This is a genomic window from Cellulosimicrobium sp. 72-3 (assembly GCF_013127315.1).
Lineage (GTDB): Bacteria > Actinomycetota > Actinomycetes > Actinomycetales > Cellulomonadaceae > Cellulosimicrobium > Cellulosimicrobium funkei.
Genome location: NZ_CP053419.1, coordinates 3,446,216 through 3,461,004 on the forward strand (window position 1 = coordinate 3,446,216; position 14,789 = coordinate 3,461,004).

Annotated in this window: 15 protein-coding genes; 2 read left to right on the forward strand and 13 right to left on the reverse strand. The window is 75.5% G+C overall.

Annotated elements, in window-relative coordinates; translation table 11 throughout:
- Nucleotides 1–168: 168 nt before the first annotated feature.
- On the forward strand, nt 169–852 hold the full coding sequence (gene phoU / locus HKK73_RS15390; protein ID WP_021482507.1) for a phosphate signaling complex protein PhoU: 684 nt from the start codon (nt 169–171) through the stop codon (nt 850–852).
- A gap of 93 nt (nt 853–945) precedes the next feature.
- Here phoU and HKK73_RS15395 read toward each other — a convergent pair whose 3' ends face one another.
- On the reverse strand, nt 946–1,683 hold the full coding sequence (locus tag HKK73_RS15395; protein ID WP_137281515.1) for a phosphoglyceromutase: 738 nt from the start codon (nt 1,681–1,683) through the stop codon (nt 946–948).
- Between the two features lie 174 nt (nt 1,684–1,857).
- Between HKK73_RS15395 and HKK73_RS15400 the strand changes: the two genes are divergently transcribed.
- The gene (locus HKK73_RS15400) at nt 1,858–2,298 is read left to right on the forward strand and encodes a nitroreductase family deazaflavin-dependent oxidoreductase (protein ID WP_171468329.1); all 441 of its coding nucleotides are present in this window, start codon (nt 1,858–1,860) and stop codon (nt 2,296–2,298) included.
- 33 nt (nt 2,299–2,331) lie between these two features.
- On the opposite strand, the gene mshA is transcribed toward HKK73_RS15400, so the two are convergent.
- The 12 genes from mshA to HKK73_RS15455 form a co-directional block, all read right to left on the reverse strand.
- Complete coding sequence (gene mshA / locus HKK73_RS15405) at nt 2,332–3,588, reverse strand: D-inositol-3-phosphate glycosyltransferase (protein ID WP_085388659.1); 1,257 nt, start codon at nt 3,586–3,588, stop codon at nt 2,332–2,334.
- Between the two features lie 69 nt (nt 3,589–3,657).
- Complete coding sequence (locus HKK73_RS15410) at nt 3,658–4,869, reverse strand: beta-propeller fold lactonase family protein (RefSeq protein ID WP_171468330.1); 1,212 nt, start codon at nt 4,867–4,869, stop codon at nt 3,658–3,660.
- A gap of 116 nt (nt 4,870–4,985) precedes the next feature.
- On the reverse strand, nt 4,986–5,327 hold the full coding sequence (locus HKK73_RS15415) for an Lsr2 family protein (protein ID WP_021483784.1): 342 nt from the start codon (nt 5,325–5,327) through the stop codon (nt 4,986–4,988).
- Between the two features lie 172 nt (nt 5,328–5,499).
- A complete protein-coding gene (locus tag HKK73_RS15420; RefSeq protein ID WP_021483783.1) occupies nt 5,500–5,679 on the reverse strand; it encodes a hypothetical protein in 180 nt (59 codons plus the stop codon).
- Between the two features lie 27 nt (nt 5,680–5,706).
- Nucleotides 5,707–7,242, reverse strand: coding sequence for a lysine--tRNA ligase (gene lysS / locus HKK73_RS15425; RefSeq protein ID WP_051027899.1), 1,536 nt, complete (start codon nt 7,240–7,242; stop codon nt 5,707–5,709).
- A gap of 102 nt (nt 7,243–7,344) precedes the next feature.
- Complete coding sequence (gene nadC / locus HKK73_RS18955; RefSeq protein WP_371810629.1) at nt 7,345–8,325, reverse strand: carboxylating nicotinate-nucleotide diphosphorylase; 981 nt, start codon at nt 8,323–8,325, stop codon at nt 7,345–7,347.
- Nucleotides 8,326–8,493: 168 nt separating this feature from the next.
- A complete protein-coding gene (locus tag HKK73_RS18960) occupies nt 8,494–10,185 on the reverse strand; it encodes an L-aspartate oxidase (protein ID WP_216607999.1) in 1,692 nt (563 codons plus the stop codon).
- A complete protein-coding gene (gene panD, locus HKK73_RS15435; RefSeq protein ID WP_051028700.1) occupies nt 10,182–10,640 on the reverse strand; it encodes an aspartate 1-decarboxylase in 459 nt (152 codons plus the stop codon). Before panD ends, HKK73_RS18960 begins: the two co-directional genes overlap by 4 nt.
- A gap of 53 nt (nt 10,641–10,693) precedes the next feature.
- Nucleotides 10,694–11,692 (reverse strand): pantoate--beta-alanine ligase, encoded by a 999-nt coding sequence (gene panC, locus HKK73_RS15440; protein WP_144680786.1) that lies wholly within the window; start codon nt 11,690–11,692, stop codon nt 10,694–10,696.
- A complete protein-coding gene (locus HKK73_RS15445) occupies nt 11,689–12,732 on the reverse strand; it encodes a Rossmann-like and DUF2520 domain-containing protein (RefSeq protein ID WP_171468331.1) in 1,044 nt (347 codons plus the stop codon). The genes panC and HKK73_RS15445 overlap by 4 nt, the downstream gene beginning before the upstream one ends.
- Nucleotides 12,729–14,267, reverse strand: coding sequence for a PH domain-containing protein (locus tag HKK73_RS15450; protein WP_171468332.1), 1,539 nt, complete (start codon nt 14,265–14,267; stop codon nt 12,729–12,731). Before HKK73_RS15450 ends, HKK73_RS15445 begins: the two co-directional genes overlap by 4 nt.
- Complete coding sequence (locus HKK73_RS15455; RefSeq protein WP_021483258.1) at nt 14,264–14,782, reverse strand: PH domain-containing protein; 519 nt, start codon at nt 14,780–14,782, stop codon at nt 14,264–14,266. The genes HKK73_RS15450 and HKK73_RS15455 overlap by 4 nt, the downstream gene beginning before the upstream one ends.
- Nucleotides 14,783–14,789: the final 7 nt, after the last annotated feature.

The following is a 14,789-nucleotide window of genomic DNA, read 5'->3' on the forward strand; positions in this document are numbered from 1 at the left end:
GCGGGCCCGAGCCGCCAAGAGTTCACCTGACGGCGCACTGGTGTTCACCGGCCGGTCGACCACGCCTGCGAGCGTGTCAGGAGCCGACGGCGTGCCCGGGCGCCTCCCGGCGCGTCGGGGCGCACGCCGTCACGGACCGGACCGACCGGTCACGACGAGAGGGAAGCGATGCGGGAGATCTTCGAGGCCGAGCTGAAGCAGGTCGGCGACGACCTGGCCGAGATGAGCCGGCTGGTGGAGTCGGCCGTGAACCGCGCCGGGCAGGCGCTCCTCACGGCGGACCTGCAGCTCGCGCAGTCGGTGATCGGCGACGACCACACGATCGACGCCCTCGAGCGCGAGCTCGACGAGCGCTGCGTGCTGCTGCTCGCGCAGCAGCAGCCCGTCGCGACCGACCTGCGGGTCGTCGTCAGCGCGCTGCGCATGAGCGCCACGCTGGAGCGCATGGGCGACCTCGCGCGCCACATCGCGCAGGTCGCGCGCGGCCGCTACCCGGGCCGCGCGATCGAGCCGTCGCTGCACCGCACGTTCGAGCAGATGCACGACGCCGCCGTCCGCGTCGCGCGGCGCACCACGACGCTCCTCACGACGCGCGACCTCACCGTCGCCGCGAACATCGAGCGTGACGACGACCTGCTCGACAAGCTGCACCAGGACACGTTCAGCGCGCTGCTCGACGGCACGTGGACGGGCACGCCGCAGGAGACGGTCGACGTCACGCTCGTGGGCCGCTACTACGAGCGCTTCGGCGACCACGGGGTGTCGATCGCCAAGCGCGTGACGTACCTCGTGACCGGCGAGTTCGCCGACGACCGCGGCGCCCCGGCGGGCACCACGCGCGCGACCGCCTGACCCAGCGCCGGGAGCACCCGCTCGACCGACGCAGACGACCGTGGCCCGTCCGGATCTCCGGACGGGCCACGGTCGTGCGCGGGGTGGGGCCGGTCAGCGGCCCTGGTTCGCGACCGCCGCGGCGGCCTCGGCGGCGGCCTCGGGGTCGAGGTAGCGGCCGCCCTTCGTGACGGGCTTGAGGTCCTCGTCGAGCTCGTAGAGCAGCGGGATGCCGGTCGGGATGTTGAGCGCGGCGATGTCCTCGTCGGAGATGCCGTCGAGGTGCTTGACGATCGCGCGCAGCGAGTTGCCGTGCGCGGCGACCAGGACGGTCTTGCCCGCCTTGAGGTCGGGGACGACCTCGCCGTCCCAGTACGGCAGGGCGCGCTCGAGCACGTCCTTGAGGCACTCGGTGCGCACGACGGGGGCGTCGGCGTAGCGCGGGTCCGTGTCCTGCGAGAACTCGGAGCCGAGCTCGATCTCGGGCGGCGGGACGTCGTAGGAGCGGCGCCAGAGCATGAACTGCTCCTCGCCGAACTCCTCGAGCGTCTGCTTCTTGTTCTTGCCCTGGAGCGCACCGTAGTGCCGCTCGTTGAGGCGCCAGGACCGCTTCACGGGGATCCAGTGGCGGTCGGCCGCGTCGAGCGCGAGGTTCGCCGTCGTGATGGCGCGGCGCAGGAGCGAGGTGTGCACGACGTCGGGCAGGACGCCGGCCTCCGCGAGGAGCTGACCGCCGCGCTTCGCCTCCTCGGTGCCCTTCTCCGACAGGGCGACGTCCACCCAGCCGGTGAACAGGTTCTTGGCGTTCCATTCGCTCTCGCCGTGGCGGAGCAGCACGAGGGTGTAGGTCATGCCTCCATCCTGCCGCACGGCCCGGCGCGGCGGCACGCGCGTCCCACGTGGTGGTGACCGTCGCCGCGCGGCGTGGGACGAAGGTCCGACCGTCCCGGGCCGCCCGAGCAGCGCCGCGCCACGGCCGGGGGCGCGGCCGGGAATCAGCGCGCCGTCGCGCACGTTCTCTCCCGCATGCCGATCGACGGAGAGTACGCACCGAGCCCGAGCACCTGGTCCCGCGAGCAGGCGGAGGCCTACGAGTCGTCCGGCGGGACGCGCAGCACGACCCTGAACGGGATGCCCGTCGTCGTCCTCACGACGCTCGGGCGCCGCAGCGGCAAGGTCCGCAAGACCCCGCTCATGCGGGTCGAGCACGACGGCGCGTACGCGGTCGTCGCATCGCTCGGCGGCGCGCCGAAGCACCCGGTCTGGTATCTCAACGTGCTCGCGCACCCGCGGGTCGAGCTGCAGGACGGCACCGAGCGGCACGACTACGTCGCGCGCGAGGTCCACGGCGAGGAGAAGGCGCTGTGGTGGGAGCGCGCGGTCGCGGCCTACCCGCCGTACGCCGACTACCAGGAGAAGACGTCGCGGGAGATCCCCGTCCTCGTGCTGGAGCGCGCGGGCGACTGAGCCCGGCGTGACCCCGCGTACCGGTCCGCGCGGTCAGCGCGCCGCGCGGACCTTCTTCGCCTGCGCGTAGACGTCGAGCATCCGGACCGCCGCGACGTCCCACCCGAACCGCTCCCCCGCGCGTCGGGCGCCCTCGCCGAGGGTCGCGAGGCGGGCGTCGTCGGCGAGCAGGTCGGCGAGGACGCGCGCCCAGGTCGCCGGGTCGTGGTCGGGCACGAGGACGCCGGAGACCTGGTCCTCCACCACGGTCCGCAGCCCGCCGACGGCGGCCGCGACCACGGGCGTGCCGCTCGCCTCCGCCTCGGCCGCGACGAGCCCGAACGTCTCGTTGTGCGAGGGGACGGCGACGACGTCGGCCGCCCGGTACCAGCGCACGAGCTCGTCGCGCGGGACGGGCGGGCGGACGACGAGCCGGTCGCTCACGCCCACCTGGTAGGCGAGGGCCTCGAGCTCGCGGACGGCCGTCGGGCGGCCGCTGGGGCCGCCGAGCACGACGAGCGTCGGCACGGGCTCCCCGCGCGCGGCGAGGACGCCGAGCGCGCGGACGAGCACGTCCGGGCCCTTGAGCGGCTGCACGCGCCCGGCGAAGAGGACGAGGCCGCCGTCCGCCGGCAGACCCAGCTCGGCCCGCAGCGCGCGCCGCCGCTCGCGGCGCGCCCGGGCGTCGCCGGTCGCGGCGCCCGGAGCCGGGGAGAACAGCTCGAGGTCGACGCCCGGCGGCACGACGTGCACGCGCGCCGGGTCGGCCGCGTAGTCGCGCACGAGGTCCTGCGCCTCCGCGTCCGTGCTCGCGACGAGCGCGTCCGCCTCCGCGACGACCTGCTCCTCGCCGATGATGCGCCCGAGCGGCTCGGGCGCGTCGCCCGGCGCGAGCGCCGCGTTCTTCACGCGCGCGAGCGTGTGCATGGTGTGGACGAGCGGGACGTCCCAGCGGTCGGCGGCGAGCCACCCGACCTGCCCCGAGAGCCAGTAGTGCGTGTGCACGACGTCGTACCAGCCCTCGCGGTGCCGCGCCTCGGCCCGGAGCACCCCGGCCGTGAACGCGCAGAGCTGGCCGGGGAGATCGTTCTTGTCGAGGCCCTCGAAGGGCCCGGCGGCGACGTGGCGCACCGTCACGCCGTCGGACACCTCGACCACGGGCGGCTGGCTCGACGCCGTCGCGCGCGTGAAGATCTCGACCTGCGTGCCGCGGCGCGCGAGCGCGTGCGCGAGCTCGGTCACGTACACGTTCATGCCGCCCGCGTCGCCGGTGCCCGGTTGGTCGAGCGGCGACGTGTGCACCGAGAGCATCGCGACCCGCAGCGGGTCCGACGGGGCGGGGGCGGTTCCGCCCGGCAGGTCGAGCGTCGTCACGGCGGGTCAGGCCTCCACGACGCACGCCGGGGCCGGGAGCGCGAGCACGTCAAGCACCTGGGCGGCGCCGTCCGAGCGGCGCACGCGCAGGAGCGCGAGGTTCGACGTCGGGGCGTCCGGGCCGGCCGCGGCGGGCCGCTCGACGAGCGGGTCGTCGTTCTGGTTCGCCACGACGACGAGGTCGTGCAGCGGCGCGACGACGTCCCCCTGGTCGGTCTCGGCGGCCGACCCCGCGCCGGTCGCGACCCCGAGGATCGCGAAGTGGCGCGGCCACGCGCCGCCCACGGGCGAGTCGGCGAGGTGGCGCAGCGTGGGCACGCCGCCGTCCGGCCCCGGCTCGACCGCGTGCACCGCGAGCACGTCGGCGCCGCGCACCGCGGCGAGGACGCGCGTGCCGTCCGCGGTGACCGCGACGTGCGAGGGGTAGTTCCCGCCGTCGGCCGGGGCGGCGGCGTGCGTGACGTCGTAGCGCGCGACGACGTCATAGGTGCGCACGCCGTCCGGCCCGTCCACCGGGGAGAGCAGGAACAGCGCCGGGTCGAGCTCGCCGACGACGACGAGGTGCCCCGACGGCAGCGCCGCGAGGTGGCGCGGGCCCGTGCCAGGCGGGAAGGTCGCGACGACGCGGGCCGTCGAGCCGTCGGGCGCGGCCGGGTCGTGCCGGCGCAGCTCGTCGGTGCCGAGGTCGACGACGAGCACCGCGCCGCTGCCGTCGTCCGCCGCGCCGAGGTGCGCGAGGGGCGCGACGAAGTGCGCGTGCGGCCCCTCCTGGCGGTCGGCGACCGGGCCGGTCCCCGCGTGCGGCTGCCGGCGCGGCCCGGCGTCGGACGCGGTCGTGTCGAGCGCGCCGTCGTCCGTCGTCGGCACGACCGTGAGGACGCCGTCGCCGTAGTTCGCGACGAGCACATCACCGCTCACGGCGACGTGGCACGGGTACGAGCCGCCCGTGGCGACCGGGCCGCCCCGAGGGGCGAGGGCGCCGTCGGGCCCGACGGCGAACGCCGAGACGGAGCCGGCCTCCGTCTCCCCCACCGCGTAGAGCGTGTCGCCGTCGAGCGCCAGGAACGACGGCGACCCCGACGCGGCGGCGAGCGTACCGCCCCCGAAGGAGCCGGTGCCCGCGGCCGGGTCGACGTCGAGCTCGACGCGCCACACGCCCTCCGCGCCGCTCGGGTGCGGGTAGGTGCCGATCCAGAGGGCGCGGGTCGCGGAGGTCATGCCCCGAGCCTAGTTCTCCGCGCGGGCGGCTCGGCACGAGCGCCCCGGCGCACGAGAAGGGGCGCCCGGCCGACGTGTCGTCGGCCGGGCGCCCCGGTGCTCGGTGAGACGACGCGTCAGTGCGCGGCGTCGTACGCGGTCTGGATCTCCTGGGAGATCCGACCACGGTCGTTGACCGTGTAGCCGTTGGCACGGGCCCACTCGCGGACCTCGGTCGCACGGGCCGAGCCGGACGAACGACCGCCGCCGCTGCGGCGGGCCGGCCGGGCCGAGCTCGTGCGGGACGAGACCTTGCGCGCGTTGCCGACCCACGAGGCAAAGGCGTCGCGCAGCTCTTGGGCATTCTTCGTGCTGAGGTCGATCTCGTAGGAGACGCCGTCGAGTGCGAACGTGACGGTCTCGTCGGCCGCACCCCCGTCGAGATCGTCGACGAGAATTACCTGGACTTTCTGGGCCACTGTGGTTTCCTCACGCTTCACAGGAATTGCTGTCGTCGTCAGGATGCCACCGTGAAAGGCGAGCGTCAATTGAACACGCCGCCACGACGGAACGCGCGCGCCGCCCCCGAGGGGCAATTCCTGGACGGCGGTCCATCATTTCGGGACGCCGCCCGACAGCCTTCCGCGGAGATCAGGAGTCGTGCGCGGGAGCAGCATTCCCGCGCGCGGCGGATTCCTGTTCCGCGTCGAGACGCGCCAGCGCGGCGCGCTCGTTGCGGTCCGCGCGCACGATCGCGCGCATCGCGACATAGAAGAGCACGCCGACGCCGATCGACGGGATCAGCGCCGCGAGGGTGGGCCAGATGTCCATGCTGTCGGTCCTAGGTTCTCGGCCGCGCTACTGCGCGGGCTTCACGAGCGGGAAGAGGATGGTCTCGCGGATGCCGAGACCGGTGAGCGCCATGAGCAGGCGGTCGATGCCCAGGCCCATCCCGCCGGACGGCGGCATCGCGTACTCCATCGCGGTGAGGAAGTCCTCGTCGATGCGCATGGCCTCCTCGTCGCCGGCCGCGGCGAGCAGGGCCTGCGCCTCGAACCGCTGCCGCTGGACCACCGGGTCCACGAGCTCGGAGTACGCCGTCGCGAGCTCGACGCCGCGCACGTAGAGGTCCCACTTCTCGACCTGCCCGCGCACCGTGCGGTGGTCGCGCGTCAGCGGCGAGGTCTCGACCGGGAAGTCCCGCACGAACGTGGGTGCCACCAGGTGATCTCCCACGAGGTGCTCCCACAGGCCTTCGACGAGCTTTCCGTGATTGACGTTCTTCGGGTCGAAGGAGAGCTCGTGCTTGTCCGCGAACGCCCGCAGCGTCTCGACCGACGTCTCGGGGGTGATGTGCTCGCCCAGCGCGTCCGAGAGCGAGTCGTACATCTTCAGCTGCGTCCATTCCCCGCCGAGGTCGTACTCCGTGCCGTCGGCGAGCGTCACGAGCGTCGTGCCGAGAGCGTCCTGCGCGGCGCGCTGGACGAGGTTCTGGGTGAGCACGGCCATCGTGTCGTAGTCGCCGTAGGCCTCGTACGCCTCGAGCATCGCGAATTCCGGCGAGTGCGTGGAGTCCACGCCCTCGTTGCGGAAGTTGCGGTTGATCTCGAACACCTTCTCGACGCCGCCGACGGCCGCGCGCTTGAGGAACAGCTCGGGCGCGATGCGCAGGAACAGGTCGATGTCGAACGCATTCATGTGCGTCTCGAACTGGCGCGCGGCGGCACCCTCCGGACGCGTCTGGAGCATCGGGGTCTCGACCTCGACGAAACCGCGCTCCCAGAAGTTCTCGCGGATCGAGCGCACGACGGCGGCGCGCAGGCGCACGGTGTCGCGTGCGGCCGGGCGGGCGATGAGGTCGACGTAGCGCTGGCGCACGCGCGCCTCCTCCGAGAGCTCCTTGTGGAGCACTGGGAGGGGACGCAGCGCCTTCGCGGCGATCTGCCACGCGTCCGCGAACACGCTCAGCTCGCCGCGGCGCGAGCTGATGACGCGGCCGTGCGCGAACAGGTGGTCGCCGAGGTCGACGTCGGACTTGAACGCCGCGAGCGACTCCTCCCCGACCACGGCCTGGCTGAGCATGACCTGCAGGCGGTTCCCCTCGCCGTCCTGCAGCGTGGCGAAGCACAGCTTGCCGGTGTTGCGCAGGTACACCACGCGGCCGGCGACGCCGACCTCGTCCTGCGTCTCCTCGCCCGTCTCCAGGTGCGCGTACGCGGCACGGACCTCGGCGATCGTGGTCGTGCGCGGCACCGAGACGGGGTAGGGCTCGTCGCCGCGCGCGAGAATCCGTTCGCGCTTCTCGCGGCGGACCTGCATCTGCTCGGGCACGTCGTCGACGTGGTCCTCGGGCTCGGGCACGGCAGGAGAGGGGGTTCCGGCGGGGGAGGTCACCCCTGGATTCTACCGACGCTCCCGCGTCCCCGAGATAGAGCCGTGGTCGCGCGAGGTAGAGCCGTGGTCCGCCGAGGTAGAGCCGTGGTGGTGACCAGGGCTCTACCTCGCGGGACCGGGGCTCTCCCTCGGCGGGAGGGTGGGGAGGAGGTCGAGCGCGAGGTCGAGGATCGGGGCCGAGTGGGTGAGCGCGCCGACGGACAGGTAGTCGACGCCGGTGCCCGCGACCTCGCGCGCGCGGTCCAGGGTGAGGTTGCCCGTCGCCTCGAGCTCCACCTTCGCCGGGACGCCGTCGGTCCCCTCGCGCGCCCGCACGGCCGCGACCGTGTCGGCGAGCACCGGCGTCGGCATGTTGTCCAGGAGCAGGAAGTCGGCGCCCGCCGACAGCGCCTCGAGCGCCTGCGCCGTGGTGTCGGCCTCGACCTGCACGAGCACGTCGGGGAACGCCTGGCGGATCGCCTCGATCGCGGCGCTCACCGACCCCGCGGCCACGACGTGGTTGTCCTTGACCATCGCGACGTCGTACAGGCCCATGCGCTTGTTCGTGCCGCCGCCCGCGCGGACCGCGTACTTCTCGAGCGCGCGCAGCCCGGGGGTCGTCTTGCGCGTGTCGAGCACCTGGGCGCCGGTGCCGGCGAGCTCGCGCGCCCACGCGCGCGTCGCCGTCGCGACGCCCGACGCGCGGCTCGCGAGGTTGAGCAGCGTGCGCTCCGCCGTGAGCAGCACCTGGACGGGGCCGGTCAGCGCGGCGAGGACACGGCCGCGACCCACGGCCTCGCCGTCGGACGCGACGAACGTCACCTCGACGGGCGGGAGGCCGAACCGTTCCGCGACCTGCCGCGTCACCTCCTCGACCACGACGAGGCCCGCGACGACCCCGTCCGCGCGGGACACGAGGTGCGCGGTCCCGGTGGCCGACGCCGGCACCGTCGCCTGGGTGGTCACGTCGCGCCCGGGCACGGGGCCCAGGTCCTCGTCGAGCGCCCGCGCGACGGTCTCGGCGATCCACGCCGGGTCGAGGCCGGGCTCCACGCGGGACGGGACGGCGGGCGGTGCTCCGCCGTCGGCGGGACGGGCGGGCACGGGCTCGGCAGGGCTGCTCACGGTCCCCCACGCTATCCGCTCGCGTGCCCGCAGCGCGCCGGTGCCTGACGGCTCCCGGCCGCCGGCCGCCCACGCCGTCGCGCAGGACCGCGGTCGTGCGGGCCCGCGGTCGTGCAGGCCCGCGGTCGCGAGGTCGCGCGCCGCGCCTCAGCGGACGAGCAGGGTCCCGTCCGCGCCGAGCGAGACGAGCACGCGCCGCTCCCACGCGGGGTCGCTCGCCGGGAAGTCGGTGCGGAAGTGGCCGCCGCGGCTCTCGGTGCGCAGCGCCGCCGCGGCGGTGAGCGCGGTCGCGACCTGGTGCACGTTCGTCGTCTCCCACTCCGCGGCCTGCGGCTGCGCGACGACGTCGCTCGCCTCGTGCGCGTCGGTGCGGACCGCGGCGAGGCGGGCGGCGGCGGCCGCGAGCCCGTCGCCGTCGCGCAGGACGCCCGGGCCCGCGGACGCGATCGACTGGATGCGCGAGCGCGCGGCCGCCGCCACGAGGGCCGACGGCCCCGGACGGTCGACGGGCTCGCCCACCTCGAGCTCGCCCGCGGCCACGCGCTCCGTGATCTGCCGCGCCGCCCGTTGGGCGAAGACGAGCCCCTCGAGCAGCGAGTTCGACGCGAGGCGGTTCGCGCCGTGCACGCCCGTGCACGCGACCTCGCCGATCGCGTAGAGACCGTCGACGGTGGAGCGACCGTGCAGGTCCGTCACGACGCCGCCCGAGTGGTAGTGCTGGGCGGGCGCCACGGGGACGGGCTCCTCGGTCCAGTCGAGCCCGTTCTCGGCGAGCCGCTCGGTGATCGTCGGGAAGCGCGCGCGCAGGAACTCGGCACCGAGGTGCCGGGCGTCGAGCAGCACGTGGTCCGAGCCGGTCGCGGCCATCTGCCGCACGATCGCGTGCGCGACGACGTCGCGCGGCGCGAGCTCGGCCATGGGGTGCTGCGCGGGCATGAACCGGTGGCCGTCGGTGTCGAGGAGGATCGCGCCCTCGCCGCGCACGGCCTCCGAGATGAGCGGGAGCTGCCCCTTGGCGCCGAGGCCCAGCCACAGCACCGTGGGGTGGAACTGCACGAACTCGAGGTCGCCGAGCGTCGCGCCCGCGCGGAGCGCCGCGGCGATGCCGTCGCCCGTGGCCTGCGGCGGGTTGGTCGACGAGCGGAACACCTGCCCCACTCCCCCGGTCGCGAGCACGACGGCGCGCGCGAGGACCGCACCGACGCCGTCGCGCGAGCCCTCGCCGCGCACGTGGAGGGTCACGCCGCACGCGCGGGGAGCGCGGTCGCCCGAGCCATCGGTCGTCAGCACGTCGAGCACGAGCGCGTTCTCGATGACCTCGATGCCCGGGTCGCGGCGCACGGCCTCGAGCTGCGCGACGAGCGCCCGCGAGATCTCCGCGCCCGTGGCGTCGCCGCCCGCGTGCGCGATCCGGTCGGCGTGGTGCCCGCCCTCGCGCGTGAGGGCGATGTCGCCGTTGGCCGCCCGGTCGAAGTTCGCGCCGCGCGCGACGAGCTCGCGCACGCGTGCGGGGCCCTCGGTGACGAGCACCTCGACGGCCGCCGGGTCGCACACGCCGGCCCCTGCGACGAGCGTGTCCGCGAGGTGCGCCTCGGGCGAGTCCTCGGGGTCGAGCGCGGCCGCGATGCCGCCCTGCGCCCAGACCGTCGACCCCGACGACAGCTCGCCCTTGGTGACGAGCAGGACGTGGGGCACGCGCGTGCGCAGCTCGAGCGCGGCGGTGAGGCCGGCGATGCCCGAGCCGACGACCACGACGTCCGCCGTCGTCGTCCACCCCGGTGCGGGGGCGGCGAGGGACCGGGCGAGCTGGGGCGCGGACGCCCCGCCGGCCCGGGTCACGCGGGGCGCACCGCGGAGGCCACGCCGCCGTCGTCGACCGCGCCGCGGAACGGGGCGAACGGCAGGCCGCTCGCCTCGAGGCCGTGGCCCGCGGGCACGAGCCCGGGCTCGTCGGAGAGCTCGACGATGCGGTTCTGCTCGTCCACGAAGACGACGTTCGGCAGGTAGGTGCGCGCGTCGGCGTCGTCGAGCATGCCGTAGGCGATGAGGATGACGACGTCGCCCGGACTCACGAGGTGCGCGGCGGCGCCGTTGATGCAGATCTGGCCCGCACCGCGCTCGCCCGGGATGACGTACGTCGTCAGGCGCGCGCCGTTGGTGACGTCCACGACGTCGACCTGCTGGCCCGGGTAGAGGTCCGCGGCGTCGAGCAGGTCGGCGTCCACGGTGATCGAGCCGACGTAGTGCAGGTCGGCCTGCGTCACCGTCGCGCGGTGGATCTTGCCGATCATCATGGGTCGCTGCAGCGACGCCGGACGTCGCGGCGGGCTCGGCGGGGTCTGCGCGGTCACGCGGTTCCTCCAGGTGCGGGGGCACGGCCCGCGGGGTCCGCCGCCCGGGTCGCGGGCGGCACGATCTCGACGGCCGTGTTGTCGATGAGACGCGTGGTGCCCACGCGTGCCGCCACCAGGAGGAGCCCGGGGCCGACGGCGCCGGGCGCCAGGTCCTCCACGGTAGCGGGATCGACGAGCACCACGTAATCGACGTCAACGCCGTCGGTGGCCTCCAGGATTCCCCGCGCGGCGGCGAGCACGGACGGCGCGCCCTCCCCCGCGGCCGCGGCGTCCCGCCCGGCGCGCAGCGCGCGGCTCAGCGCGAGCGCGTGCTCGTGCTCGGCCGGGGTCAGGTACGCGTTGCGCGACGACCGCGCGAGACCGTCCGCCTCGCGCACGGTCTCGACCGCCAGGACCTCCACGTCGAGGTCGAGGTCGGCGACCATGCGGCGCACCGCGAGGAGCTGCTGCGCGTCCTTCGCCCCGAACACGGCGACGTCCGGTCGCACCAGGTGGAGCAGCTTGAGCACGACCGTGAGCACGCCGTCGAAGTGCCCCGGCCGCGACGCGCCCTCCAGCACCGTCCCGATGCGCCCCGACGTCACCCGCACGATCGGGCCGTCGGCCGAGCCCAGGTCGGGGTAGAGCTCGTCGACGGGCGGCGCGAACACGACGTCGACCACCGCGTCCGGGCCCGCCGCGGCGAGCAGCGCCACGTCGGCCGCGACGTCGCGCGGGTAGCGCTCGTAGTCCTCGCCGGGGCCGAACTGCAGCGGGTTGACGAAGTCCGTCACGACGACCTGGCCGTCGGGGCCCGCCTCCGCGCGCGCCCGGCGCACGAGCTCGAGGTGCCCGGCGTGCAGCGCACCCATGGTCATGACGACGACGCGGCGACCGTGCGGGTGCTCGGCGCGCCACGCGTCGAGCGCGGTGCGCAGCGCGGCGCGCGTCGTCACGACGGCCGGGGTCCCGGCTGCGGGGGGCCCGGCGTCCGGGCGGGGGGTGCTCGTCATGCTCGTCCTTCGTCGTGCGGGTCCTGCGGGTCGGGCCGGTCCTGCTGGTCGTGCCGGTCCTGCTGGTCATGCCGGTCCTGCGGGTCGGGCGCGGGCGCGTCGAGCGCGTCGAGAAGATCGCGGGCCGCACGCTCGCCGAGCCGGCCGCCCGCGAGCGCACGGTGCGTCGCGGCGCGGCTCAGCGCCCGGTACGACGGCGGCACGTCCGCCGCGTCGCTCGTCGCAGCGAGCGCGTCCAGGGCGGCGAGGTGCTCGCGGACGGTGCCGACGTCGCCCCGCGCCACGGGCCCGGTGAGCCCGAGGAGCGCCCCGGCGCCCGCGCCCGTCCCCGACTCGGCGCCCGCGTCGGCGCCCCGCGTCGCGCCGTCGAGGGCGGCAGCGAGGAGCGGCGCGAGCGCGCGCCCGGGCTGGTCGACGCCCGCGGCCTCGAGCGCCTGCGCGGCCTGCGCGACGAGCACGACGAGGTGGTTCGCGCCGTGCGCGAGGGCCGCGTGGTAGAGCCCGCGCGACTCCTCCGCGACGACGACGGGCTCCCCGCCGAGCTCGACGACGAGCGCCTGCCCGATCGGCAGGACCGGGCCGGGCGCGGTGACGGCGAACGTCGTGCCCTCGAGCCGCGCGAGGTCGAGCGACGTGCCGGTGAACGTCATGGCGGGGTGCAGCGCGAGCGGGATGGCACCGGCGGCGCGCGCCGGGTCGAGGACGGCCGTGCCGTAACGGCCCGACGTGTGCACGACGATCTGGCCGGGCTGCCACGCCCCCGTCTCGGCGAGGCCGCGGACCAGGGCCGGGAGCGCGTCGTCGGGCACGGCGAGGAGCACGAGCTCGGCGCGCTCCACGACCTGCGGGACCTCGAGGACGGGCACCCCCGCGAGGAGCGTCTCGATGCGGTCGCGCGACGCGTCGGACACACCGCTCGCGCCCACGACCGCGTGGCCGACGGCGCGCAGGGCGCTGCCGAGGACGGCCCCGACGCGACCGGCCCCGACGACGCCGACCCCGAGCCGCCCGGGGCGGCGACCGCCGTCCGCGGCGCTCACGCGTTCTCCTCGAGCGGGACGTCGTCGCGGCGCATCCAGAGCTCCGGCCCCGCGTGCGCGCGGGCCTCGCGGGCGCGCTCGGCCTGGGTGTCGAGGAGGCGGGCGGCGTCGCCCGCGTCGAGGTGCCGCACCTGGGGCGAGACCGGCCCGGGCGTCGAGTGCACGGTGAACGACGCGACGTCGAGCCGGCGCTGCAGCGGCCCCTGCTCGAGCCCGAGCGACTGCGTGCGCTCGTGCGGCACGACGACGAGGGTGCGGAAGACGCGCCCGCCGCGCAGCAGGAGGGCGCGGTCGGTGACGCTGAAGCCGTTCCGCCGCCACGCGACGAGGTCCAGCAGGCGCGCACGGCGCGGGGACGCGACGAAGTGCTGCCCGGCGTCGAGGCCGGACAGGCCCTCGTCGAGCAGGCCGCGGGGGTCGGGCGTGCCGAGGTCCGGCAGCACGAGCCACAGGGCCGCGAGCGCCTCGTCCCGCGTGCCGACGGGCAGGAGCACGCTCGTGCTGTCCGCCCCGTCGGTGCTGACGCCGTAGCCCGCGACGTTGACGTCGACGCGCCACCAGTCGGGCCCGCGCCAGAACGGGCCCTGCCGCAGCCGCACGGCCTGGACGCGACCGGGCGGGATCGTCTGCGAGCGGGTCTCCAGCAGCCCGTGGCGCAGGCGGATGCCGTCGGGCGAGATGGCGGACCGGAAGCCGAACTCCCCCGTGAACCGGGAGAACAGGAACCCGCCGAAGCCGAGCACGGCGGGCAGCGCGCTGAACAGGATCCCGATCTCGCGCGTGCCGACGACGACGCCCGCGATGCCGAGCACACCGAGGACGAGGCCGACCGTCGCGCCGGACCTCAGGAGCGAGGCGACGAGCCGACCCGGCCCGACGGCGGTCACCGGCTGCTCGGGCGCCTCGGCGACGAACGTCGGCGCGTCCGCCCCGGGCGCCTGGACGTCCCCGGCCGGCGCCCCGACGGCGCCGGGAGCACCCGGGACCGCGGGCGCACCCGGGACGCCGGGCGCCGTCGCGGCGGCCGGGCGCTCGCGCGCGACGCGCAGGCCCGCGGCACGCGCGAGGAGGTCGTTGCGCAGCCGGTTCGCCTCCGCCTCCTTGAGGAAGCCGAGCTTCACGCCCGAGTCCGCTCCCCCGGCGACCTCGAGCTTGAGCTCCGCGAGCCCGAAGAACCGGGCCAGGAGCGGCTGCACGACGTCGACCGCCTGGAGCCGGTCGAGGCGCGCCTTGCGCTGCTGCCGGAACAGCACGCCCGTGCGCAGGTGCACCGACTCGTCGTCGACCGCGTAGCTCGTCATGCGCCACGCGACCGCCGAGTACCCGAGCCCCACGAGCCCCACCACGAGGATGCCGAGGAGGATCATCCACCAGCGGTCGCCCTCGAGGAGGTTCTCCCCCTCGGGCAGCCCGTTGAGCGTCTGCTGGCCGACGACGACCAGGAGCACCGCGATGACCGTCCAGCCCCGCACGAGCGGGGTGACCGGGTGCACCCGGTGCCACACGAGGTCGTCGGTGGCCGGTGCGTCGTTCACAGGCCCGCCAGCCTCGCCTCGCCGCGCGACGCGAGCCGGTCGCGCAGGCGCTCCGCCTCGGCGGGCTCGAGACCGTCGATCGTCGCGTCGGTCGACGCGGACGCCGTGTGGAGCTGGACCTGGGCGATGCCGAGCTTGCGCGCGAGCGGCCCGGCCTGGACGTCGACGTACTGCATGCGGCCGTAGGGCACGACGACGAGCGTGCGGAACATGATGCCGTGGCGGATCAGGAGGTCGTCGTCACGCTCCGCGTAGCCGATCGCGCGGACCTGGCGCGGCACGAGGACGGCCGCCCAGAGGCCCAGGAGCGCGAGCACGCCGAGCACGAGCCACTGCCACCAGTGCGGGAAGAGGATCGCGAGCACGATCACGGCGACGGCCGGGACCGCGAGCGTGATGCCCACGGACAGCAGGCGCGCCGTGACGAGCCGCGGCGACACGCGGGTCCACTCGATGCCGGGCGGGTCGAAGGGGCCGGTGCCGCGGGGGTCCTGGTCCCGTGCAGGGTCGGTCATGCGTCGA